At 35.6% G+C, this 23,202-nt stretch carries 22 protein-coding genes; 17 read left to right on the forward strand and 5 right to left on the reverse strand.

Annotation, left to right across the window (positions count from 1 at the left end):
• Positions 1-39: 39 nt before the first annotated feature.
• The 5 genes from EK386_RS08495 (at position 40) to EK386_RS08515 (ending at position 4,844) form a co-directional block, all read left to right on the forward strand.
• On the forward strand, positions 40-693 hold the full coding sequence (locus EK386_RS08495; protein WP_126658735.1) for a GntR family transcriptional regulator: 654 nt from the start codon (positions 40-42) through the stop codon (positions 691-693).
• 158 nt (positions 694-851) lie between these two features.
• Positions 852-2,051: a quaternary amine ABC transporter ATP-binding protein gene (locus EK386_RS08500; protein WP_126658736.1), complete on the forward strand. Its 1,200-nt coding sequence runs from the start codon at positions 852-854 to the stop codon at positions 2,049-2,051.
• A complete protein-coding gene (locus tag EK386_RS08505) occupies positions 2,044-2,898 on the forward strand; it encodes an ABC transporter permease (RefSeq protein ID WP_126658737.1) in 855 nt (284 codons plus the stop codon). The genes EK386_RS08500 and EK386_RS08505 overlap by 8 nt, the downstream gene beginning before the upstream one ends.
• Positions 2,899-2,968: 70 nt before the next feature.
• Positions 2,969-3,880: a glycine betaine ABC transporter substrate-binding protein gene (locus tag EK386_RS08510; protein WP_126658738.1), complete on the forward strand. Its 912-nt coding sequence runs from the start codon at positions 2,969-2,971 to the stop codon at positions 3,878-3,880.
• Positions 3,881-3,929: 49 nt separating this feature from the next.
• Complete coding sequence (locus EK386_RS08515; RefSeq protein WP_126658739.1) at positions 3,930-4,844, forward strand: glycine betaine ABC transporter substrate-binding protein; 915 nt, start codon at positions 3,930-3,932, stop codon at positions 4,842-4,844.
• Positions 4,845-4,936: 92 nt separating this feature from the next.
• On the opposite strand, the gene EK386_RS08520 is transcribed toward EK386_RS08515, so the two are convergent.
• The gene (locus EK386_RS08520; RefSeq protein ID WP_126658740.1) at positions 4,937-5,128 is read right to left on the reverse strand and encodes a hypothetical protein; all 192 of its coding nucleotides are present in this window, start codon (positions 5,126-5,128) and stop codon (positions 4,937-4,939) included.
• 65 nt (positions 5,129-5,193) lie between these two features.
• Positions 5,194-6,861, reverse strand: a complete 1,668-nt coding sequence (gene nagZ, locus EK386_RS08525; RefSeq protein WP_246027627.1) for a beta-N-acetylhexosaminidase — start codon at positions 6,859-6,861, stop codon at positions 5,194-5,196.
• A 233-nt stretch (positions 6,862-7,094) separates the two neighbouring features.
• Here nagZ and EK386_RS08530 point away from each other — a divergent pair, with 233 nt between their 5' ends.
• On the forward strand, positions 7,095-8,042 hold the full coding sequence (locus tag EK386_RS08530) for a methyl-accepting chemotaxis protein (RefSeq protein ID WP_126658741.1): 948 nt from the start codon (positions 7,095-7,097) through the stop codon (positions 8,040-8,042).
• Positions 8,043-8,095: 53 nt separating this feature from the next.
• Here EK386_RS08530 and EK386_RS08535 read toward each other — a convergent pair whose 3' ends face one another.
• On the reverse strand, positions 8,096-8,962 hold the full coding sequence (locus EK386_RS08535; protein ID WP_126658742.1) for a GyrI-like domain-containing protein: 867 nt from the start codon (positions 8,960-8,962) through the stop codon (positions 8,096-8,098).
• Between the two features lie 228 nt (positions 8,963-9,190).
• On the opposite strand from EK386_RS08535, the gene EK386_RS08540 reads away from it, so the two are divergent.
• The 11 genes from EK386_RS08540 to EK386_RS20195 all read left to right on the forward strand — a co-directional run bounded on the left by EK386_RS08540 (position 9,191) and on the right by EK386_RS20195 (position 19,929).
• Positions 9,191-9,850, forward strand: coding sequence for a nuclease-related domain-containing protein (locus tag EK386_RS08540; RefSeq protein ID WP_126658743.1), 660 nt, complete (start codon positions 9,191-9,193; stop codon positions 9,848-9,850).
• Positions 9,851-10,026: 176 nt separating this feature from the next.
• Positions 10,027-11,280 carry an MFS transporter gene (locus EK386_RS08545; RefSeq protein WP_126658744.1) on the forward strand — a complete coding sequence of 418 codons (1,254 nt, stop codon included), beginning with the start codon at positions 10,027-10,029 and terminating at the stop codon, positions 11,278-11,280.
• Positions 11,281-11,340: 60 nt separating this feature from the next.
• The gene (locus EK386_RS08550; RefSeq protein WP_179966015.1) at positions 11,341-12,177 is read left to right on the forward strand and encodes a putative RNA methyltransferase; all 837 of its coding nucleotides are present in this window, start codon (positions 11,341-11,343) and stop codon (positions 12,175-12,177) included.
• A 57-nt stretch (positions 12,178-12,234) separates the two neighbouring features.
• Positions 12,235-12,837 carry a lysophospholipid acyltransferase family protein gene (locus EK386_RS08555; protein ID WP_126658745.1) on the forward strand — a complete coding sequence of 201 codons (603 nt, stop codon included), beginning with the start codon at positions 12,235-12,237 and terminating at the stop codon, positions 12,835-12,837.
• Positions 12,838-12,892: 55 nt separating this feature from the next.
• A complete protein-coding gene (locus EK386_RS08560; protein WP_126658746.1) occupies positions 12,893-13,360 on the forward strand; it encodes a low molecular weight protein-tyrosine-phosphatase in 468 nt (155 codons plus the stop codon).
• A 125-nt stretch (positions 13,361-13,485) separates the two neighbouring features.
• Positions 13,486-14,205 (forward strand): YebC/PmpR family DNA-binding transcriptional regulator, encoded by a 720-nt coding sequence (locus tag EK386_RS08565; RefSeq protein ID WP_126658747.1) that lies wholly within the window; start codon positions 13,486-13,488, stop codon positions 14,203-14,205.
• 210 nt (positions 14,206-14,415) lie between these two features.
• Positions 14,416-16,152 (forward strand): methyl-accepting chemotaxis protein, encoded by a 1,737-nt coding sequence (locus EK386_RS08570; protein WP_126658748.1) that lies wholly within the window; start codon positions 14,416-14,418, stop codon positions 16,150-16,152.
• A gap of 153 nt (positions 16,153-16,305) precedes the next feature.
• Positions 16,306-18,003 (forward strand): M3 family oligoendopeptidase, encoded by a 1,698-nt coding sequence (locus EK386_RS08575; protein ID WP_126658749.1) that lies wholly within the window; start codon positions 16,306-16,308, stop codon positions 18,001-18,003.
• A 137-nt stretch (positions 18,004-18,140) separates the two neighbouring features.
• On the forward strand, positions 18,141-19,220 hold the full coding sequence (locus tag EK386_RS08580; protein ID WP_126658750.1) for an AI-2E family transporter: 1,080 nt from the start codon (positions 18,141-18,143) through the stop codon (positions 19,218-19,220).
• Positions 19,221-19,299: 79 nt separating this feature from the next.
• Positions 19,300-19,755: a hypothetical protein gene (locus EK386_RS08585; protein ID WP_126658751.1), complete on the forward strand. Its 456-nt coding sequence runs from the start codon at positions 19,300-19,302 to the stop codon at positions 19,753-19,755.
• Between the two features lie 12 nt (positions 19,756-19,767).
• The gene (locus EK386_RS20195; RefSeq protein WP_158674396.1) at positions 19,768-19,929 is read left to right on the forward strand and encodes a hypothetical protein; all 162 of its coding nucleotides are present in this window, start codon (positions 19,768-19,770) and stop codon (positions 19,927-19,929) included.
• 35 nt (positions 19,930-19,964) lie between these two features.
• On the opposite strand, the gene EK386_RS08590 is transcribed toward EK386_RS20195, so the two are convergent.
• On the reverse strand, positions 19,965-22,079 hold the full coding sequence (locus tag EK386_RS08590) for an MMPL family transporter (protein WP_126658752.1): 2,115 nt from the start codon (positions 22,077-22,079) through the stop codon (positions 19,965-19,967).
• A gap of 98 nt (positions 22,080-22,177) precedes the next feature.
• On the reverse strand, positions 22,178-23,194 hold the full coding sequence (locus EK386_RS08595) for an inorganic phosphate transporter (RefSeq protein WP_126658753.1): 1,017 nt from the start codon (positions 23,192-23,194) through the stop codon (positions 22,178-22,180).
• Between the last annotated feature and the right edge of the window lie 8 nt (positions 23,195-23,202).

A 23,202-nucleotide genomic window follows, 5' to 3' on the forward strand; every position in this document is an offset into this window, starting at 1 on the left:
ATGAATAAGAATGAATGGGTCTGTGAAAGGTGATTATACATGGAAAATAAAAGGCTTCAAGTGAAACAACCAAAGTATCAAAAAATTGCAGCAGACATTGCGTCGAGAATTGTGGAAAAAAAATACTTAGTCGGCGAAAAAATTTATGCCAGATCTTCTTTAGCAAGTCAATATGGCGTCTCAGCTGAAACTTCAAGACGGGCAATTGCAGTCCTACAAGATTTAGAAATTGTGGAAGCAACAAAGGGGAGTGGCGTGGTCATTAAGTCCTATGAAAAAGCGGCTCAATTTGTGCAACAGTTTTTAGAAGTACAATCCATTCATCAAGTGCAAATCGAAATTATGGAAAGTATTAAACGACAAAAAGAAGAACTCAATATTTTACAAGAAACAACGGAACGTCTTGTAAGTCGTACGGAACGTTTCAAATCGGTAAATCCATTTGTCCCATTTCAAGTTGAAGTAAAGGATGATTCACCATATATTTCACAATCGATTGGGTCAATTAATTTTTGGCAAAACACGATGGCTACTGTTGTTGGGATAAGGAGAGGGGACGAAATTATGGTTTCCCCTGGACCATACGCAACCTTTCAAACGAATGATATTATTTACTTCATTGGAAATGATGAAAGTATCGAACGTGTTCAAAATTTTTTATATCCGAATAATGCTCCTACAGATGCTAAGTAAATAGTGTCTGTAGGCTTTTTTTTTACCCAAAGTTCAATACGAGTTTAGTAGATAAAGAGGTTGTAAGTTTGACAAAAGTAACAACCCTTTGTTACGATTAAGTTGTTACTTAGTGGTAAACATTATGTAAAACTATAAAATTTTAGAAAGGAACTTTTATGGAGAAAATTAAAATAGAAAATGTTACAAAGATTTTTGGAAAGCATATTAACAACGCATTAAAGCTTGTTAATGAAAAGAAAGACAAGACAGAAATATTAAAAGAAACAGGTGCTACCATTGGCGTTTATGATGCAAGTTTCACTGTTAATGAAGGAGAAATCTTCGTTATTATGGGGCTTTCAGGTAGCGGTAAGTCAACATTAGTACGTTTATTAAATCACCTCATAGAACCTACAAGTGGAAACATTTACATAGATGGTGAAAATATCTCCAGTATGAATAAAAAGCAACTCCGAAATATACGCCGAGAAAAAATGAGTATGGTTTTCCAAAACTTCGGTTTATTCCCACAACGAACAGTCTTAGCAAATACTGAATATGGATTAGAAGTGCGCGGTATTTCAAAAGAAGAAAGAAGAGCAAGGGCAGAAAAGGCTTTAGAAAATGCAGGATTATTACCATATAAAGATCAATATCCTAGCCAACTTTCAGGTGGTATGCAGCAACGTGTTGGTTTAGCAAGAGCATTAGCAAATGACCCTGACATATTGCTAATGGATGAAGCTTTTTCTGCACTTGATCCACTAATCCGCAAAGACATGCAGGATGAACTATTGGATTTACAACAAAAAGTGAGAAAAACCATTATTTTTATTACCCATGATTTAAACGAAGCACTCCGAATCGGCGATCGTATTGCCTTAATGAAGGACGGAAAAATTATTCAAATTGGTACCGGGGAAGACATTTTAACAAACCCAGCGAACGACTATGTGAAAACGTTCCTTGAGGATGTCGACCGTTCGAAAGTGTTAACGGTAGAGAATGCTATGATTCGTCCAATAAGTGTCAATGTCGAGCTCGACGGACCAAAAGTAGCTTTGAAACGTATGCGTGAAGAAGAAGTCAGTGTGCTATTAGCGATTGATAAAAAACGTGAATTTATTGGTTACATAACTGCAGATGATGCATTAGAAGCAGCAAAACGTGGCGAAAAAAATGTTTTAAGCATTTTAAAAACCGATATGCCGACAGTACCATCTGATATGTTAATTCAGGATGTACTAGGGTTAATTTCAGAATCGCCAACTCCAATTGCCGTATTGAAGGAGAAAAAATTAGTCGGTGTATTAATAAGAGGCGTTGTCATCCAGTCCCTCGCTTCAACTTCAGAGGAGGTAGGGGCTCATGAGTAAAATTTTAGATAATATCCCGAGTTTACCAGTAGCAGAACTAGTAGAAAACGTGATGGATTGGTTAACAGATAGTTTTTCTTCGCTATTTGACTTTGTACAAAAGAGCGGAAAATCCTCTATGGAATCGATTACTGATTTACTTGTAATGATCCCGCCAGTTGTATTTATCTTAGTGATTGCATTGATTGCATTTTTGGCAACAAAAAGAAAGTTTGGTTTAGCAATATTCTCAATCGTTGGGTTGTTCTTTATTTATAACCAAGGTCTATGGGAAGAATTGATGAACACCATAACGCTAGTAATCTTTGCAAGTATAATAGCGATCATTGTAGGGGTTCCGTTTGGGATTTTGATGGCTAAAAGTCAAATTGCAGAACAGATTATCAAACCAATTTTAGACTTTATGCAAACGATGCCTGGATTTGTTTATTTAATTCCAGCCGTTGCATTCTTTGGAATTGGCGTTGTACCTGGTGTGTTTGCATCGGTCATCTTTGCATTGCCACCAACTGTACGTTTTACAAACCTTGGGATTAGACAGGTACCAAGGGAATTAGTAGAAGCGGCCGATTCTTACGGTAGTACAGGTTGGCAAAAGTTATTTAAAGTGGAACTACCACTTGCTAAGTCAACAATTATGGCGGGTATTAACCAAACGGTGCTTCTTTCATTATCGATGGTTGTAATCGCATCAATGATCGGTGCTCCAGGATTGGGTCGAGAAGTGTTATCAGCCCTACAACGTGCGCAAGTAGGGAATGGTTTTGTAGCGGGTCTTAGTCTAGTAATCTTTGCTATTATTATTGACCGCTTAACACAAAGCTTTAATAAAAAGAAAGCACAATAGTTTAGTAACTTGTAAATAGTCAATCGAGGATTCGGTTGGAAAGTCATATTAAATCAAGGGAGACATTAATATGAGTAAATTAAAAACGATAGGGATAACAACAGGCTTATCCGTTTCTTTACTACTGGCTGGATGTGGTAGTGAAGAAGAAACAAAAGGAAACGAAACAGCAAATGACACGCAAAATCTAGGCGAAGCATTAGAATATACGATTACAGGTATTGAACCAGGCGCTGGATTGACAGGGCTTGCGAAAGATACTTTAGAGGCATATGAAAACTTAAAAGGTTGGGAATTGCAAGAAAGTTCAACAGCAGGAATGATGGGTGCTTTAGATGATGCAATTAAAAATAACGAACCAATTATTATTACAGGTTGGGGACCACATTGGATGTTTTCGGCATATGACCTGAAATTTTTAGAAGATTCAAAAGGTTTATTAGGTGGAACAGAAGATATTCAAACCCTTGCTAGAAAAGGTTTGGAAGAAGACATGCCAAGTGCTTATACAATTTTAGATCGTTTCTATTGGGAACCAAAAGATGTTGAAGCAGTGATGTATGAAGCACAAGAAATTCCATTTGAAGAAGCTGCAAAGAACTGGGTAGAAGAGAATCCAGATAAAGTGAAAGAATGGACAGATGGTGTAGAGAAGGTAGACGGACAAGAGATTGAATTGGTGACAACACCTTGGGATACAGAACTTGCCTCTTCAAATGTCATGAAGGAAGTATTAGAAGCACATGGATACAAAGTAACGATCACACCTGTTGACCCTGCAGTGATGTTCCAAGCGATTGCAGCAGGTGAAGGAGATGCAACTGTTGCGCCATGGCTACCTACGACACATAATGCGTTTTATGAAAAACATAAAGATGACATTGTGGATTTAGGTGAGAATTTAACAGGTACACAAAATGGATTCGTTGTACCCGCATATATGGATATTGATTCCATTGAAGACTTAATGCCGAAAGAATAACTACTTGAAGAGAAACAACTAAATAATGAACAAAGAAAGGAAGAAAAGAATGAATACAAAAAAATTAAAAATGATGGGCTTAGCACTTGGTGTTGGAGCTATGCTAGCGGCATGTAGTGGATCCGATGAAGGAGAAAAGACAACAGAAAAATCAGGGGATTCCAATGATTCGGCAACAACTGAAGAGTCAAAAAAAATTAACTTAGCCTATGTAGAATGGGATACAGAAATCGCTTCGACACATGTAGTAGGTAAAGTATTAGAAGATTTAGGTTATGATGTTACATTAACACCTTTAGATAACGCAATTATGTGGGAAGCTGTCGCAAACGGTGAAGCAGATGCCATGGTAGCTGGTTGGTTACCGCACACACATGCTTCTCAATACGAGCAATACAAAGATGATCTTGTAGAATTAGGGGAAAACTTAAGCGGAGCAAAAATTGGTTTAGTCGTGCCATCTTATATGGAAGACGTAAACTCGATTGAAGATTTAGCTGATCAAGCAAATATGCAAATTACAGGGATTGAACCGGGTGCAGGGATTATGGCTGCAACTGAAAAAGCTTTAACAGAGTACGAAAACTTAGCTGATTGGGAATTATTACAGTCTTCATCAGGTGCTATGACAGTCGCACTTGATCAAGCCATTAAAAATGAAGAAGAAATCGTTGTAACAGGGTGGTCTCCACACTGGAAATTCGCTTCGTATGATTTGAAATATCTAGAAGATTCAAAAGGTGTTTATGGTGGGGAAGAAACGATTAATACATTTGCGCGTAAAGGGTTAGAAGAAGAGATGCCAAATGCATTTAAAGTTATTGATGCTTTCCACTGGACTTCTGCTGATAATGAATCCGTAATGCTTGAAATCAATGCTGGTGTAGATCCAGAGGAAGCTGCGGCGAAATGGGTAGAAGAAAATGCGGAATTAGTTGCAGAATGGACAAAAGGAATCGAATAAACAAAACAAACTCGCTACGGGACTTAGAGGTCTCATAGCGAGTTTTAATTTATCCGTAAGTCCTACTAGACTGTATCATCAATGAAATCGCCTTAATCTACACGCTTTTGAGTAGTACTTTCTTGTTTTATATCATACGGTACCTCTATCTGTGGGTTGAATTTGTAATCCTTTGCCTGCGTAGGGAAGATGATCGTGTTATAAACATCTACACTTTCCAATTCAACTACTAGCTGTGTCGATTCAATAAATGCAGGAATCGCACGTTCATCAATAAAGTCCACAGTAAAAAACCTCCGTTAGTTCGTTTGTTAAAACAATAACGTTATTATTATCTATATACCTAATTTTATGAATTATATTTTTCAAGCATTTTTTGAATTGTACTATTAATTTCATGGACATTGATTGTATCAATTTTAGAGTTATCTAATTTATATGTCTCCTTTAATAGCAGTATCCGTTTTACACTTTCATCAATGCGGTTTTCCGTAATTTCACCTTTTTGTACGGCCTGTTTCAATGCATTAATAGTAGAGGATACGTCATCATAGTGATGAGCAATTAAAACAATGTCGCTACCAGCCTTTATGGATTGGACGGCAGCATAGGATAAAGAATAATTGTTCGTAACGGCCTTCATGGTCATATCATCCGTAATGACAACCCCATCATAGCCCATTTCTGAACGTAAAATATTGGTAATAATTTCCGCCGACATAGAAGCTGGATATTGAGGGTCTATTTCAGGTAATAGAATATGTGCAATCATCACTACATCCGTACCGTACTTGATCGCCTCTTTAAAAGGAATAAGTTCAAGTGCATCAAGTTGCTCTTTTGATTTGTTCACAATTGGTAAGTCTAAATGTGAATCAACCGATGTATCCCCATGACCAGGAAAATGTTTTACAACGGGAATGACATTTTGAGATTGCATGCCCTTCATTGTTTCAATGCCATATGAGCTTACTAGTTCTGGATTGTTTCCGAAAGAACGATCACCGATAACCGGGTTATTTGGATTGCTATTCACATCTAACACGGGTGCAAAGTTTAGGTTAAACCCAAAATTTGATAACTCTTTTCCAAGTATTGTTCCAATTTCATAAGCAAATGATACATTGGATTTTCCAATTACTTGACTAGAAGGTAGTGAAATAAACTCATTTGGTAACCGTGAAATACGTCCACCTTCTTCATCAATACCTAAAAATAAAGGGAAATCATTTTTTGAATTAATGGATTTAATATCATTTAGCAACTGCAATATTTGATTGGAGGAAGTGAGATCTTTTTTAAAGAAAATAAGACCGCCAACTTTGTGCTGCTCCAATAGTTTATAGTCAGCGGGTGATAATGTTGGTCCCGATATCCCAGCAAAAATCATTTGGCCGATTTTTTCATCAAGTGTCATGTTTGAAATTATTTTCGCTAGTTCTTGGCTTTTTACTGCTGTAGTCGTTAGTAGAGAAGTGTGATGAACTGTTGGATTTTGATTTTCTTCAGTTGGTCGGTCTACTATCCATTTAAGGTGATAGGCAGTATTAACTTCATAGGTAAGTATGATTTGATTGGTTTGGGAATCTTGATAATAGGTTATTTGATCAGGTTCTCCAGCAAACTGTTTAATATCATTGAGTCGAATATTGGCTAATTCATGATGATAGGAACGGATATCAAATAGTTGACCATTTTCCATGCCAACTGAAATTTGTTTAGATGGAAAGTCTGCATAATCACCAACAGATGTAGATGTAACGGATTCAGGCTCACCTAATTGTTCTATAACATCATCTAAAGTTGCTCCGTTTTCAAATGGTACATAGGGAGTTTGTCCAAGTTGTGCAACATCAAAAATCTTTTGAACGAGCTTAGAGGGATCAATAGTATCAGATGTATCTTGTTTTTCAGATTGCCCCTCCTTATTTTCAACAGATAAATATTTATATGAAAACACCGTTGCAATCGCAATTAACATGCATGTGATTAGGATGACAGCTATTTTTTTGTTCAATACATTCCCTCCCTTATTCGGTATGTTAACAAATCTTGTGACAAATTAACATTGACGAATCTCAACACGATTTCCCAGGAAATTCACCTATTCGTGAAAATTCGAAAATAATTGACTTCATTCTACTACTAACATGTTGGTAGAATAAAAGGGTATCAGATATTCAATCGAGTATATGCTATAATGAATGATAAAAGATATATTCTAAATGCATCTTTAAGGGGGATGGAAGTATGCTATCAATTTTTAATTCTAATAAAGAAGAAATCGAACTATTTAAAAAGAAAATTGACGAATTAAATTCTAAGCTAGATGAAAAAGAACATGCTTTTCAAATATTTTTAAATGAGTTACACAAAGAGTTGGTTTCGACGATTGAGCAACACGATAAAGTGAATAATCAACATACAGTTCTAGGGGAAATGGTCAAAGATATTTTAAATGAGTTTAATCGAGTGGAAGAAAGTACGGTCGAATCCAATGAAATTTCAGATATTGCCCTAGAAAAAGGAGAACAACTCATCGAAGCCTCTAAACAAATGGTGAATGTGTCGGAAGTAAGTAAAGATGCGGTGTTAGCAGTAGAAGATTTAATTGGCAAATTAGGAGCAGAATCGAAAAAAACGTCTGATAATATGAATGTTTTAAGTGAACGTTCAAAACAAATAGAAGATATCGTAAAAGTTATTAGTGACATTTCGAACCAGACGAATCTGTTAGCGTTAAATGCATCGATTGAGGCGGCAAGAGCAGGAGAGCACGGAAAAGGGTTTGCTGTTGTTGCGGATGAAGTAAGAAAGTTAGCAGAAAGTACGAAGAGTAGTACAGAGGATATCGTAAACCTTACGAAGGAAACACAATCCCAAATTTTGAGAGTATACGACAATACAAAAAATAATATGAAAATGATTGAACAGGGCGTCAAAACGAGCTTAGAAACATCCGATCAAATCCACTCTTTAATTAAAATGATCGCAAATGTGCAAAATGATATGCATGAACTTCTAACGTATATAAAAAATCAAAAAGCATCTAACCAAGATGTTTTAAACAATTTTAAAAAATCGACGACTATTTTTGATAATACAAATAAGGTATTAACAAGTCACATTGAAGAGTCCGACATTGTGACAGAAAAGCTATTAGAGGCTGTGAATAAAGTAAAGAAATACCCAAATTAAACTGCACTAGGTATACAAAAGATAATTTTTTGTGTACCTAGTGCTTATAAGGTCTATTTAATTGGAATCCATATTTCTGAATAATAATCCGTTTTAGAAGGGTCATCATTTGAATAAACTTCAAGTTCTGCTGATCCTGCTGGTTGATATGGATTTGATGGGAACCATTCTGAGTAAATTTTCTTCCACGTTTCCTGCATTGCATGAGGCATAGGACCATGTACTTCGAATATTACCCATTTAGACGGCGGAATTTCATATGCTAGAAGACCTTCCGGAACATCCCCCTCATGATTTGTCGCAATCCAATAATCCATTAAGCCAAGGCTTTTTTGTTCCTCCTCAACAATACATACACCAAGGACTCCATTGACCGCGCCGTTATTTAATTCAATTAATCGATTATTTGTACCATCTGCATGTACATCATCCCAGAAAACAGGGATCTTTTGTGTATTTTCTCCATTTTGACAGTTATAAGTTCGTTTGACACCGACAATTTGAAAGGCATCTTTTTCAATAATTTTGTAATTCATTGGCTCTGCTCCCTTTAAACTTATTTGAATGATGAGGCGATTATAAGATTGAATTGAGCCTTTCTTTTTTCGTGCGTCTGTTGGAGTTATGCCGTGCTGCTTACGAAAGGCTTTTGTAAAGGCTTCGGGTGTTTCATATCCATATTTGTAAGACAGATCAATTATTTTTTCTTCCGTGTTAATTAGTTCCTCTGCAGCCAGTGTTAAACGGCGTCTACGGATATAATCACCAACCGTTGAATCGGTTAAGATAGAAAATGTTCGTTGAAAATGGAAAACCGAAGAATTAGTTACTTTCGCTATTTGCTCAATGGATAGAGATGTATTAAGCAAATTTGTTTCGATATAATCAATTGCTTTTTGTATGGATTCAACCCAACTCAAATTCATCACCTCATAAGTATCGTAAATTAATTTTTTGACCTAATCCTGTCAATCCGTGCTTTTTTTGGACGGTCTTCTATATTAAAAATCTTCCAATCTAATAAAGAAATTACATTATTTTAAATAAAATCACTAAATTGACATGTCTAATGTTGCATAGTCAGTAGACAATATTTTTGATAATATTAAATTTGCAGGTAGAAGGAAGTTAGGAGGAGAAGAAAAGAAATGTGGATTTTTGTATTCATTATCCTAATCGGGGTTTGTTTTGCCATTACATTATACATATATGATAATAGTGAATTTAGAAAATTAACAGGATATTCTTTTTTCTCTCTTTTCACAGACAAAAAGGGAAGAACTGCATATAAACTTGTTCAAAGCCTACATAAATCAAATGGAAAAAACAAGGTCTTATTAGATATTTCGCTCCCTACAACAAATCATAAAATTGATGCCATTTTGGTCCATCAATCGGGTATATATATATTAAACCTACAACAGTTTAATGGTTGGATTTATGGTCGTGAGCAAGATGAAGCGTGGGCAGAAGCACGACATAAAAACAAACTAAATAAGTTTACTAACCCATTAATACAAAATAAACTGGCAATATTGGATTTAAAAGAATTATTATCACAACCAAACAGTGAACATTTTCATTCAATTGTTGTTTTTTCAAACGATTGTTCATTTAGAAAGGTTATTATACATTCAGACAATACTGATGTATTGAAAATGAAAGAGTTAAAAAGTTACTGGAAACATTCAACAGAAGTCATTTTATCGGATGATGAAATTTCCAATATTTATAATGAGCTAAAAAAGTATATGAAGTTTAATATAGCAAACAGTAAAACGGTAAAAAGCAAAGTTGTTCCAAATTAAATAACTAATTTTAAACCAAGTCTATTTTTAACGGACTTGGTTTTTTATTGTTTCTAAGATGATTTTTAGTTGGGTAATTCTAATAAAAGTAGTTTAAAAGTATTATATTAGAAGTTTCTATAAACTTTGTTATTTCCTTCATGTAGAATATAAGAAAAGTCAAATTAGGTGAATAAATGAAAAAATTACATTATAGCTGGGTTGTACTAGCGGTTACATTTATTGCGATTATTGTCGCGGGGATCATTCGTTCCTCGTCAGGCATTTTTATAGATCCTTTTGAAACAGAGTTTGGATGGGATCGACCTTCCATTTCCTTTGCATTTGCAGTGGGGTTAGTTTTGTATGGTTTTTCAGGACCTTTTATGGCGGCATTTGTAGATATTTTCGGTTTAAAGAAAATGATGCTGTATTCCATGAGTATTTTAATTGTTGGTCTTGGTTTAACCTTTGTCATGACGAGCAAATGGCAGTTAATTTTAATTTGGGGCGTCATGCTTGGAATTGGGTCAGGTTTATTTTTAACCGTATTAAGTACACAAGTGGCCAATCGCTGGTTCGTTAAAAGACGAGGATTAGCATTGGGTATTTTAACTGCGGCTACAGCTACTGGGCAGCTCATACTATTACCAGTCCTTGCTAGTATAGTAGATAACTATTCTTGGCGAGCAGCTATTGGCTTAATTTTCGTATTGGCCATTGCGATGATTTTCCTCATTTCAATTTTTATGAAAAGCTGGCCAAAAGACGTTGGGATCACTCCATACGGTAATGAAAGTTTAATTATAGAAGAACCACCTATCGTAGTAAATCGCAATCCATTTAAAGTAGCAATTGCATCTCTTTTAGAAGGGTTACGAGTAAAGGAGTTCTGGTTGTTAGCCGGAAGTTTTTTTATATGTGGTTTATCAACGAGTGGACTAATCGGAACGCACTTTATTTCTTATTGTGTTAGTTTTGGGATTCCTCTTGTAACGGCAGCGGCTATGCTTTCCTTTATGGGGGTATTTGATTTAATCGGTACAACAATTTCGGGATGGTTATCTGACCGTTTTGACAATCGATGGCTCCTTTTTTGGTATTACTTGTTACGAGGAATTTCACTCGTCTTTTTACCGTTCGCGTTAGCACAAGGCTCTTATACATGGCTCGTAATATTTTCGATTTTTTACGGTTTAGACTGGATTGCAACAGTTCCACCTACTGTAGGATTAGCGAGGCAAACATTTGGCATTCAAAAAAGTGCGATGATGTATGGATGGATCACTGCAGCCCATCAAGTAGGGGCAGGGGTTGCCGCATTTTCAGGTGGGGTCATTTATAAAGTGTTTGGGTCCTATATGTGGGCATTTTTACTAGCAGGGGGTTTTTGTTTATTAGGTAGTTTGTTTGTCATTTTAATAAAAAAACAACCTAGTGCATCAGTTTAGTTTTTCATTGTGATTTAATAGATGTTATGATACCTAAAGCAAGCAAAAAGGAGCATTCATGTGGGAAAAGTATCAAAAAGAATCGCAAGTACGATATTAATGCAAAAACATCATACCCTTTTTTCCTGTCCAATTTGTAAAGAAGACATGGATGTACAGGATGATGGACATATTATTTGTAATCAAAACCATTCCTTTGACATTGCAAAACAAGGCTATGTCAATTTCATGATTAAGCCAGCGCCCTCTATGTATAGTAAAGAGTTGTTTGAATCGAGACAAACAGTAATTAATAGCGGTTTGTATGATCCAATACAAAGTGCAATTGCAGATCAAATTGAAAACGAAACTTATACGATATTAGATACAGGCTGTGGGGAAGGGTCGCATTTAGATCGAATCTGTACACATTTAGAAAAGAATCCGTTAGCTATTGGAATCGATATTTCAAAAGAAGGGATTCAAGCGGCGGCAAAGTTTTATGAAAATAAAATATGGTGTGTAGGCGATTTAGCCAATAGTCCGTTTAAAAAAGAGTCGTTTGATATTATTTTAAATATATTATCACCAGCAAATTACGAGGAATTTCGTCGTATATTAAAACCGAATAGCAAAGTGATAAAAGTTGTCCCACAATCCAATTATTTAAAAGAAATCCGAGAGCAAGCCTTTGCTAATTCTGAAAAAGAAAGCTATTCAAATGATCAAACAGTAGAACGATTCAAGGAGCATTTTAAAAACGTTCAACAACAACGAATTACGTATCAAATGCCTCTAAGTGAGGAGCTTTTACCAAAACTACTTGAAATGACACCATTAGGATGGCATCTCGATCACGAAATTTCCCTTAAAGAAATTACAATTGATTTAGATATTTTAATAGGTGAAAATCATTAAGGGAAATTTCGAATAATAATAGTAGAAATAATAACAATATGAAGAGGTTGGATAGCAGTGTTATATGATATTGGAGCAAATTTAGTGAATGTCTTTTTATCACTTAATGGATCAAAGGCAAAAGTTTATGGGAAAGAAAATATCCCAAAAGACGGCGGTTATATTGTCGCTTGTACACATAACGGATATGTGGATATTTTAAATCTAGGTGTTTCTTTATATCCGACAAAAATCCATTTTATGGCGAAGAAGCAGCTGTTTGAAATGAAAGTATTAGGACCATTAGTTTCACGTTTAAATGCCTTTCCTGTAGATCGTGACAACCCAGGGCCAAGTGTGATTAAAATTCCTCGTCAGCTTATTAAAGAAGGAAAAGTAGTAGGAATCTTTCCAAGTGGTACACGTTCAACGGAAAATGCAGAATTAAAACAAGGAGCCATTACGATTGCCCAATTAGCAAAGGCACAAATCGTTCCGGCAGCATATGTTGGTCCAAAGAATGTAGGTGGTGTGTTTAAACGTCAAAAGGGCTACTTAATTTATGGAGAGCCTTTTACCGTGCCTTCAGGAAAAGAAGCAAGAGACGAGGCAACACATTACTTAGAAAAGGAATTAACTCGTTTAACAGAAGAATTAAATTCAAAAATAAAAGATAAATAATAGCACTTTCCCATTAGTGGAAGGTGCTTTTGAGCATGTAAAGGAGGACTAAAACATGATTCGTGTTTTATTTGTTTGTTTAGGAAATATTTGTCGTTCCCCAATGGCAGAGGCAGTTATGCGCGATTTAATTGAGAAAAAAGGACTTAGTGATAAAATTAAAGTCGATTCCGCAGCAACAAGTTCATGGCATATTGGTGATTCTCCACATAAAGGGACACAAGCAAAACTAAAGGAATATGGTATCTCTACTAGTGGTATGAAAGGACGCCAATTAACAACAAGTGATTTTGAAGCATTTGATTATATTATTGGAATGGACAGTAGCAATGTGAAAAATATTCGAGACATGTTGGGACAACCAGATGATGTGAAGATTTTCCGCTTTCTTGACTTAACTCCACACAAAAAGGATGTTCCGGACCCATACTATACAGGTGATTTTCAAGAAACATACGATCTAGTTTTAGAAGGTTGCGAAGTACTATTGGATAAAATAACTAAAGATATTGAGAATAATTAATTGTCATATAGACTTTTTATTTCTTGACGAATTGTTGTATAATATTACAGTCTTATTTACTTTAATTAGGAACTTCAACACTATGTATTTATAGATTTTTAAAACATGAAAGAGAGTGAAATCCGATGGGTCGTAAATGGAATAATATTAAAGATAAAAAAGCGGAGAAAGATAAAAATACCAGTCGAATTTATGCGAAATTCGGAACGGAAATTTATGTTGCTGCTAAAAAAGGTGAACCAGATCCAGAATCAAACACAGCTTTAAAAGCAGTTTTAGAACGTGCGAAAACATACAATGTGCCAAAACATATTATCGATAAAGCAATTGATAAAGCAAAAGGTGCTGGCGGAGAAGACTATGATGAGCTTCGTTATGAAGGCTTTGGTGTCGGCGGAACAATGGTAATCGTGGATGCCCTTACGAACAATGTAAACCGTACAGCTTCGGATGTTCGTGCTGCTTTTGGTAAAAATGGCGGTAACATGGGTGTAAGTGGTTCTGTAACGTACATGTTTGATTCAACAGCTGTATTTGGGGTAGAAGGTAAGTCTGCTGATGAGGTTTTAGAAATCTTATTAGAAGCTGACGTAGATGCACGTGACGTATTTGAAGAAGAAGACGTAACAATTGTTTATGCTGAACCAGATCAATTCCATGCAGCACAAGAAGCATTAAAGCAAGCAGGAGTTGAAGAGTTTACAGTAGCAGAATTGACGATGCTTCCTCAAACAGAAGTAGCATTATCAGGTGATGATAAAGTGAAATTTGAAAAAATGATCGATGCTTTAGAAGATCTTGATGATGTACAACGCGTTTACCACAATGCAGATTTAGAAGATTAATCTATCATATTTAGGTATATTGATATAATGCATTAATAAAATTTATTGAGTACACTATTTCTATAAACGGATAGTGTGCTCTTTTACTTTTAGTGAAAAACGACGTTAAGCAGAAAATTGTTACGAAACAGACTGATTTAGCATTGTGTAATTTTAAAAATATGTAATAATGAAAGTAATAGCAAAAACTATTTTAAAGGGGTGAGATAGTTGAAGCGCTCAATACAGGGGAAACTATTTACCTTTTCATTCCTACTAGTATTGGTACCTAGCTTAATAATTGGGGCAGTTAGTTACTTTGAAGCAAAAAATAGTATGGATGACTTAGGGGAACAAGTAATAAAAAATAGTGTTGAATCCGCTTTACAACTGATTGAATCTACTAATCACGAAGTTGAAAATGGTACGCTTGAACTAGAAGAAGCGCAAGAACAAGTGAAAGCAGCTTTAATTGGGGAAATGAATGCAGAAGGAAAACGCGAATTATCTTATCCAGGTGACTTAGGGGAAAATGGTTATATATACATTTTAGGTCATGACGGTACTTTACTTGGCCATCCAACAAGAGAAGGGGACAATCTTTGGGATTCTCAAGATGGCTCGGGACAATATTTTATTCGTGAAGTAAAAGACAGAGCGATAGAAGGCGGCGGGTTCACTTATTATGAATTTGAGCTTCCAGGACAAACTGTTGTTGCACCAAAATTAATCTTCTCAAAACTAGATCCAAACTGGAACTGGATTGTGGCATCGGGTACATACAATCAAGACTTTAACGCACCAGCAAACGACCTATTAATGGTAATTATTGCAACTATCATTGTAGCAATGTTAGTTGGAGCGATGGTGACGATGATGTTCTCCAAACATATTGCATTACCATTAGTAAAACTCTCAAGTCGAGTGGATGAAATAGCGAATGGTAATCTAACGGTAGAAATAAACGAATTACAACGAAAAGACGAAGTTGGTTTATTAAATAATGGATTTAAGAAAATGGTTGAGCAATTAAAAAATGTCATATCGGGTGTAGAATCTACAATTGTTGAAATCCAAAGTACCTCTTCAAACCTTTCTTCCATTGCAGAAGAAACGACTGCTTATGGTGAAGATATTGTGAAAGCGGTAACAGAAGTAGCAAGAGGAGCTTCACAACAAGCATCAGATGCAGAAGAAACGAATCGTACAACAATCGATTTAGCGAAGGAAATTGAAGTTTTAAACGAGAAAAATGAATTTATGTTAGAATCTTCAAAACTAATGAAGAGTTCTAATGAACAAGGATTAGAAAACTTAAATGTCCTAAAATCGCGCTCAAGTGAAACCTATGAATTAATATCCAAAGTTCAAACGGTTATTGAAAGTTTAATTTTGAAAGTGCGCGAGATTGAGGGAATCGTTGGTACCATTAATGAAATTTCAGATCAAACCAACTTGTTGGCATTAAATGCATCCATTGAAGCGGCTAGAGCTGGAGAACATGGAAAGGGCTTTGCAGTTGTTGCTGAGGAAGTACGCAAACTCGCTGACCAAACAAGTGAGGCCACAGATCTTGTTCGCAACACATTGCGCGGTATAGTAAACGAAACAGATCTCGTAACAAACGAGATGTCACGAACATATTCAATCGTTCAAGATCAAAACAAATCAGTGACCGATACAGAAAATTCCTTTAAAGAAATAGAAGGAGCAGTAGATAATATTATTAAAACAATAGAAGATGTAGCAGTGGGAGTCGGTCAATTAAATGAATCAAAAAGTTTAATGACGCGTGCAATTGAAAGCATTACGGAAATAAGTGAACGCAATGCGGCTACTGCTGAAGAAGTTACAGCTTCTGTTGAAGATCAGCAAAAGGCAATTCACCTTGTAACAGAGGCATCTAACGACTTAGCAGAGGAATTGTCTGCACTTCAAGATTCAATACAACAATTTACAGTAAGGTAAACCAAAACTCAAGGGGGACAAGCCTCCTTGAGTTTTTCTATCCAAACAAAAGGGCAAAAGTTTTCTATTAATCAATTATCAGAATTGTTGAACTTTATGGAGAAAACAAAGATAATAAAATAGAATGTTAAAACTATGAAAGAGGTGCGCGAAATGGTTACATTTAAAGACTATGAGTACGAAAGACCAAATTTAGAGGAAATGAAAAAAGAAGTCCGTTCCTTAATCGAACAATTCAAACAAGCAGACTCTGTGGAATCGCAAAGTAAAGTAATCGAAAAAATTAATGACTATCGAAATGACTTTTCTACCCAGTCCAATTTAGTTTATATTCGTGCATCAATCGATACGAACGATGAATTTTATCAAAACGAGCGAGATTATTTAGATGAAATATCGCCTCAAGCAGAGGAGCTTGTATTTGAGTACTATAAAGAATTAGTGAAATCACCCTACCGAAAACAATTAGAGGAAAAATGGGGCACACAGCTTTTCGCCTTAGCAGAAAATCAAATTAAAGGTTTTTCACCTGAAGTAATTGAGTTGATGCAAAAGGAAAATAAGTTAGTCTCAGAGTATAACAAACTAGTTGCTTCTGCACAAATCGAATTTGATGGTAAAACGTTAACATTAGCACAATTGACACCATATTCTGAGTCGACAGATCGACAAGTACGTAAAGCAGCAATGGAGGCGCGTTTTAATTTCTTTTCAGACAATGGAGACAAATTCGATGAGATTTTTGATAATTTAGTTCAGCTTCGTCATAAAATAGCGACGACATTGGGCTATAAAAATTATGTAGAACTTGGTTATATCAATATGAATCGCATTGACTACGATGCAGAGATGGTAGCAAATTATCGTAATCAAGTTCATAAACAAATTGTTCCTGTCGCGACAAAATTATATGAACGCCAAGCTAAACGTATTGGTATTAACGATTTTAAATATTATGATGAAGGGCTAAATTTTTTAACTGGAAACGCAAAACCGAAAGGAGAACCAAACTGGATTGTTGAAAATGGGAAGAAAATGTATGAAGAATTATCAAAAGAGACAGGCGAGTTTTTCCACTTTATGATTGAGCGCGAACTAATGGACTTAGAGGCGAAAAAAGGGAAGGAAAGCGGAGGCTATTGTACGTTTATCGACAACTATAATTCTCCTTTTATTTTCTCAAATTTCAATGGAACTTCTGGTGATATTGATGTGTTAACTCATGAGGCGGGTCATGCATTCCAAGTTTACTGTAGTAGAAATATTGGGATACCTGAATATTTATGGCCTACGTATGAATCTGCTGAAATTCATTCAATGAGTATGGAGTTCTTCACATGGCCTTGGATGGAGCTATTCTTTAAAGAGGAAACGGATAAATATAAATTTGCCCATTTAAGTAGTGCACTTCTTTTCTTACCATATGGCGTAGCAGTGGATGAATTCCAACATGTTGTCTATGAAAACCCAGGAATGACGCCGCAGCAACGAAAGCAAGCGTGGAAGGAAATTGAAGAAAAATATTTACCACATCGCGATTACGATGGGTATGATTATTTAGAAGCAGGCGGGTTCTGGCAGCGACAAGCTCATATTTATGCAAGCCCGTTTTATTACATTGATTATACCCTTGCTGAAATTTGTGCATTCCAATTTTGGAAACGCTCAAGAGAAGACTTTGAATCGGCATGGAAAGACTATATCCACCTTTGTGGGTTAGGTGGGTCCATGTCATTTACAAAACTAGTTAAAGAAGCCGGATTAATTTCACCATTTGATGATGGTTGTGTGGAATCAGTAATTGATTCAATAGAACAATATTTAAATTCAGTAGACGATACAAAATTATAATCGATGCCCTCTCGAAATTTTTCGAGAGGTTTTTTCCTTTTAGTGACACTTTATCTAATATAAATACGTAAATAGATTTATAATGGACGAATAGGGAATTATTAGTTGTGGAACAATGTGGAAAGAGGTGTGAGTTTATGACGAAAAAAGTTTGGTTCCAGGTAGGTATTGGAATTTTAATATTAATTTTAATCATTAAATACGTGATGGAGATTCATGAAATTTTTAGTCCAATTGTTATTTTGATTCGGACAATCTTTATCCCACTACTACTAGGAGGGGTACTCTATTATATCTCTGAGCCGCTACAACGGTTTATGGAGAAAAAGGGGGCACCGAGGTGGGCTAGTATTTTAACAATTATTTTACTATTAGCGGGCATGGTGACTGGTCTTTTGTTAATGATTGGAAATCCAATTTCGCACCAAGTAAATAATTTAGTTAAAAATGCGCCTTATATTGGGGATAAAATAATGGATGCAGCGGATTTTGTTCTTAAAAATAGAGATAATCTACCACCACAGATAGCAACGTTTGTAGATTCAGTGTCGAATTCGATTCAAGACATTGCAATGACAGGCAGTAAATATGTTGTTACCATCGTAAGTGGGACAGTATCCGCTACCTTTACTTTAATTTTAGTGCCATTTTTCTTTATTTACATGCTGAAGGATCATGAAAAATTTGCGCCGAATATTTATAAGATTTTTGCAGGTGAGCGTCGTACATGGGTGAAAAATACATTGGCGGATATTGATAATGTGCTACGAAACTATGTACAAGGACAAGTATTAATAAGTTTAATTCTAGCTACTATGATGTATATTGGCTATTTAATTATCGGATTAGAATATTCCTTGTTACTGGCGATATTTGCCTTCTTTATGAATATGATTCCGTTCATTGGGCCTTGGATTTCGCTAGCGCCTGCAATTGTTGTAGCACTCATTCAAGATCCAATTTTAGTAATTTGGGTAGGGGTCATCACACTAGTTGCTCAACAATTAGAAAGTAATTTAATTACGCCAAATATTATGGGGAAATCACTTGATGTACATCCACTTACGGTTATTACAATTGTATTAGCAGCGGGGAATATAGGTGGTTTTATTGCCATTATTATAGCGATCCCTACTTATGCCGTAATTAAAGCGATTGTAATTAATATTTATGAAGAACGTAAGAAGATTAAAGAAGCAGCAACGAAATCTGTATAGTTAAAAAACATGATTTGAGTGTACTGCTTTTCATTTTAGTGTATTGTAAATAGAAGATTGTATAATGAAGGAGTCATGTATGTTAACATTTGAACAAAAACAAGCTGTAATTGAATCTTTCCCAGAGCTAACGAAAAAAGAGATTTCATTAAAACGTCTAAATTATCATTTTGAAGATAGTTTGTATGAAAAAACAATTGTCGTTGAAAAACTACATCCAAATGGGAATGGGTTTGTCTATGTAGGGGACTTATTAAAATATGAGAAGATCGCCAATGATAAAGGTTTAGTGAATATTCGTGATTTTGATGAAGAGTCATTAAAAACTATTATCCGTGATGCGATTGATTATTTATCAGAAGAAGAAGCTCCGATTATTGAAACATGGGTATCTCGAGAAGGGACAACGATTGAATTAGTCCATGATCAACGAAACTGGGATATTTACTATCAAAATAATTTAGAAGAAACGTTTGGTACGAAAGAAGCTGCAGTTGCATACCTACGTGAAGAAGGGTTTAGACATAAGGGATAGGGGATTTTTGAAATGAATGGGAAGAAAGTGACCATTATTTTTGTTGGGATGATCTTGCTCGTTTGTTTAGCGATCTTTATTGTGTTTCGTTTGTTTTTTGCGACGTATGATCCAACAAGCGTAGAAAATGTAGATGAGCCAACTATTTCTACTGAAATAAATGAAGCGAGCTAAAAGGATTAATTCCATAGCTCGCTTTTTTACTTTAGCTATTTATGTTTGTTTTTTACAAATGGGAACCACCAATTCCAATCGCCAAGTAATTTCATTAAGCTTGGTACGAGCATTAAGCGGATAATCGTTGCATCAATCGCAACTGCAATGGCAATTCCTACACCGATTTGTTTAACAGGGACAACATCCGTAAAGGCAAAAGCGCCCGTAATGACGATCATAATAAGCGCAGCTGATGTAATAATTTTACTTGTGGATACCAGTCCATCAACAGTAGCTTGTGTATTTGTTAAACCTTTTTGGTATTCTTCTTGTATACGTGAAATTAAAAAGACTTCATAATCCATACTTAAACCGAATACTAAACAAAAAACAATTACAGGAATGATTAAGGCAATGATACTTTTTTCAAAGCCTAAATGTCCGTATTGGAAAAGGTACACTAAAATACCAAATGCGGAACTAAGACCGATAATGTTCATAATGATTGCTTTTAAAGGAATCAATAATGAACGGAAGGCAATCATTAAGATAATAAAGGTAGAAACTAAAATAATGGAAACCGCCAGTATGATTTTATCGGAAATTTCATCAAAGATTTCTTGATTAAACTTTGGATGTCCTGCTAAAGCAAATGTTACCCCAAGATCTTTGTCTTTCCATTCGCGGACCCACTTTTGTGCTTCAGTAGATGAGCCTTCTGTATCCAATGAAATCGTCATATACATTTGATTACCTTGTATAAAATTTTCCTGCACAATTTCTAGAACACCAGGTACTTGTGGATTGGCAATCGCTGCTTTCCACATTTCAACCGAATCGACTTGTGCAGTCGTATAAATGGAACCTACTTCGGTAACTAATGGATCGCCCAACAACTTCTCTTGAATTTCAAATATTTTGTTCAGGTCTTCATCCGTACCCCAGCCGTCTTGTCGCTCGGCAAGTAAGTACACCGTTGCATCTTTACCAAAATCAAATGTCTCTTGTAATTGATCATATGCTTGTCTTGATTCATAGGAAGTAGGTAACGACTCTGCAGAAGGAATATTTAACTCGATATCTTTCAATGGAATCATGCCGATACCAAGAAGTAATAATGCAAGGATGACAATCGAAACAGGATATTTCATGACAAAACCTGCAAATGTTCTCCACTTCGAAGCAACGGGTTTAACCCGTAAAATTCTTCCTTTGTTTAATCGATCACCGAGAACAATTAGAAGGGAAGGCAATAATGTAATTCCAGCTAATACGGCTAAAAATACAGCGATAGTACCACCTAAAGCTATGTTTTGGAAAAGTTCCACTTGGATAATGGCCATGGCACCAAGACCAATCATGACACAAATAGCAGAAAAAATAATGGAACGCCCTGCAGTTTGTATAGTTACTTGAACCGATTCTTCTATTGAAGAATGGATTCGTTCTTCACGGTAGCGATTAATAAAAAGTAACGCAAAATCAATGCTTAAAGCAAGTCCAAGCATCGGGACAATGTTTAGTATGAAAATGGATAAGTTAAACGTATCACCTAGTAATGTCAGGATACCAAGCGAGGCAACAACACTTACTAATCCGATAATAATTGGTAGAAGAGAAGCAACAATCGTACCAAATGCAAGAAGTAAAACGATGACTGCAATAGGTAAACCGATCGCTTCTGCACTAGCTAAGTCCTTTTGGCTAGCAAGGTTAATATCCTTTGAAATAACAGGCTCTCCTGTTATAGAAACACCTTTTTCTCCATCTAAAATTTCTCTTGTTTCGTCTACTATTGAGTTATAATCATCAACTTCCTCACCAAAGTTTAAGATTGCATAAGAAAATTCATCTTTATTGAGTTGTTCGACACCAACTGGGGAAAGTATGTTATCAATTTCTTCGATTGTCTTTAAATTTGAAAGCACTTGTTCAATTTCTTCATCTGTTTTGTTTTCGAATAAGACAATAATGGATTTTTCAGGTAAGTCAAAGGTAGTCGAAAGCTCTTTCATCATCCGAGAGTGATCACCCTCGACAAAAAAGCCATCTCCTTCTAGTTTTTGTGGTAGCTGAATTGCAAAGATAACCATCCCAATAAAGAAGATAGTCCAAATCGCTATCACTGTTTTTACGTATTTTGTTATAAATCTAGAGAATAATTGCACGAACTACTACCGCCTTTCAAAGTCTTCTTTTAACAGTGTAAAGGAGTTTCCCATATAAAAAAATGCTAAACGACAAAAAATCGTTTAGCATTATATTTCTAAAAGAAAATATTTAAAATAAAGAAAATAATTGCTGCCATGATCGCAGAAATCGGCATTGTAATAATCCACGTTAAAACAATTTTACGAGCAACGCCCCATTTTACGCCTTTTACTCGTTGTGCAGAACCAACACCCATAATGGCTGATGAAATTACGTGAGTTGTGGAAACTGGTAAATGAATAACTGTTGCCCCGAAAATCACTGATGCAGAAGCTAAGTCTGCTGCAGCTCCATTTACAGGACGAATTTTCATAATTTTACCACCAACTGTTTTGATGATTTTATAACCACCAACTGAAGTACCAAGACCCATTGCGATAGCACAGGCAATACGAACCCATTCTTGTACTTCGTCGTCTGTTTGCAATCCAGCTGCAATTAATGCCATTGTAATAATCCCCATTGCTTTTTGAGCATCGTTGGTACCATGCGTAAAGGATTGGATAGCAGCTGTGAAAATTTGTAGTGTTCTAAAGCCCTTATTTGTTCGATACAAATTTAAGTTTTTAAATAGTATCTTAAAGAGGGACATGAATAAAAATCCGATAGCAAATGCAAGAAATGGTGATGCAATTAATCCGATTAAAATACCTGAGAATCCACCGTAGTTCAAAATACTAAAACCAGCAGCGGCAATAGCAGCACCGGCAATTGAACCAATCAATGTGTGAGAAGAACTTGATGGAATACCAAAGTACCATGTAAGCAAGTTCCAAGTAATTGCTGATATTAGTGCTGCTAAAATAACGACCGTACCTGTTGTATCATCTGGCGTTGCGTTTAATGAAAAGGGATCGACAATATCTTTAGCAATCGCTTTTGCAACCCCTACAAATGTAATCGCTCCGACGAAATTCATTATTGCGGCTAACATGACAGCAACGCGTGGTGGTAATGCTCTTGTAGATACTGACGTAGCAATGGCGTTAGCTGTATCATGGAAACCATTAATAAAGTCGAAAGCTAGAGCAAAAATTACAACTAATATTGTAATAATTAATATTGTATCCATTTAATAAA

Origin of the sequence: Lysinibacillus antri, assembly GCF_003977595.1 — a bacterium.
Lineage (GTDB): Bacteria > Bacillota > Bacilli > Bacillales_A > Planococcaceae > Ureibacillus > Ureibacillus antri.

Coding starts and splice junctions, on each gene's coding strand:
- EK386_RS08560 (WP_126658746.1), top strand. CDS start 12,893: ATGATTCGTGTTTTATTTGTTTGTTTAGGAAATATTTGTCGTTCCCCA.
- EK386_RS08505 (WP_126658737.1), top strand. CDS start 2,044: ATGAGTAAAATTTTAGATAATATCCCGAGTTTACCAGTAGCAGAACTA.
- EK386_RS08540 (WP_126658743.1), top strand. CDS start 9,191: ATGTGGATTTTTGTATTCATTATCCTAATCGGGGTTTGTTTTGCCATT.
- EK386_RS08500 (WP_126658736.1), top strand. CDS start 852: ATGGAGAAAATTAAAATAGAAAATGTTACAAAGATTTTTGGAAAGCAT.
- EK386_RS08565 (WP_126658747.1), top strand. CDS start 13,486: ATGGGTCGTAAATGGAATAATATTAAAGATAAAAAAGCGGAGAAAGAT.
- EK386_RS08580 (WP_126658750.1), top strand. CDS start 18,141: ATGACGAAAAAAGTTTGGTTCCAGGTAGGTATTGGAATTTTAATATTA.
- EK386_RS08585 (WP_126658751.1), top strand. CDS start 19,300: ATGTTAACATTTGAACAAAAACAAGCTGTAATTGAATCTTTCCCAGAG.
- EK386_RS20195 (WP_158674396.1), top strand. CDS start 19,768: ATGAATGGGAAGAAAGTGACCATTATTTTTGTTGGGATGATCTTGCTC.
- EK386_RS08575 (WP_126658749.1), top strand. CDS start 16,306: ATGGTTACATTTAAAGACTATGAGTACGAAAGACCAAATTTAGAGGAA.
- EK386_RS08545 (WP_126658744.1), top strand. CDS start 10,027: ATGAAAAAATTACATTATAGCTGGGTTGTACTAGCGGTTACATTTATT.
- EK386_RS08510 (WP_126658738.1), top strand. CDS start 2,969: ATGAGTAAATTAAAAACGATAGGGATAACAACAGGCTTATCCGTTTCT.
- EK386_RS08530 (WP_126658741.1), top strand. CDS start 7,095: ATGCTATCAATTTTTAATTCTAATAAAGAAGAAATCGAACTATTTAAA.
- EK386_RS08595 (WP_126658753.1), bottom strand. CDS start 23,194: ATGGATACAATATTAATTATTACAATATTAGTTGTAATTTTTGCTCTA.
- EK386_RS08515 (WP_126658739.1), top strand. CDS start 3,930: ATGAATACAAAAAAATTAAAAATGATGGGCTTAGCACTTGGTGTTGGA.
- EK386_RS08495 (WP_126658735.1), top strand. CDS start 40: ATGGAAAATAAAAGGCTTCAAGTGAAACAACCAAAGTATCAAAAAATT.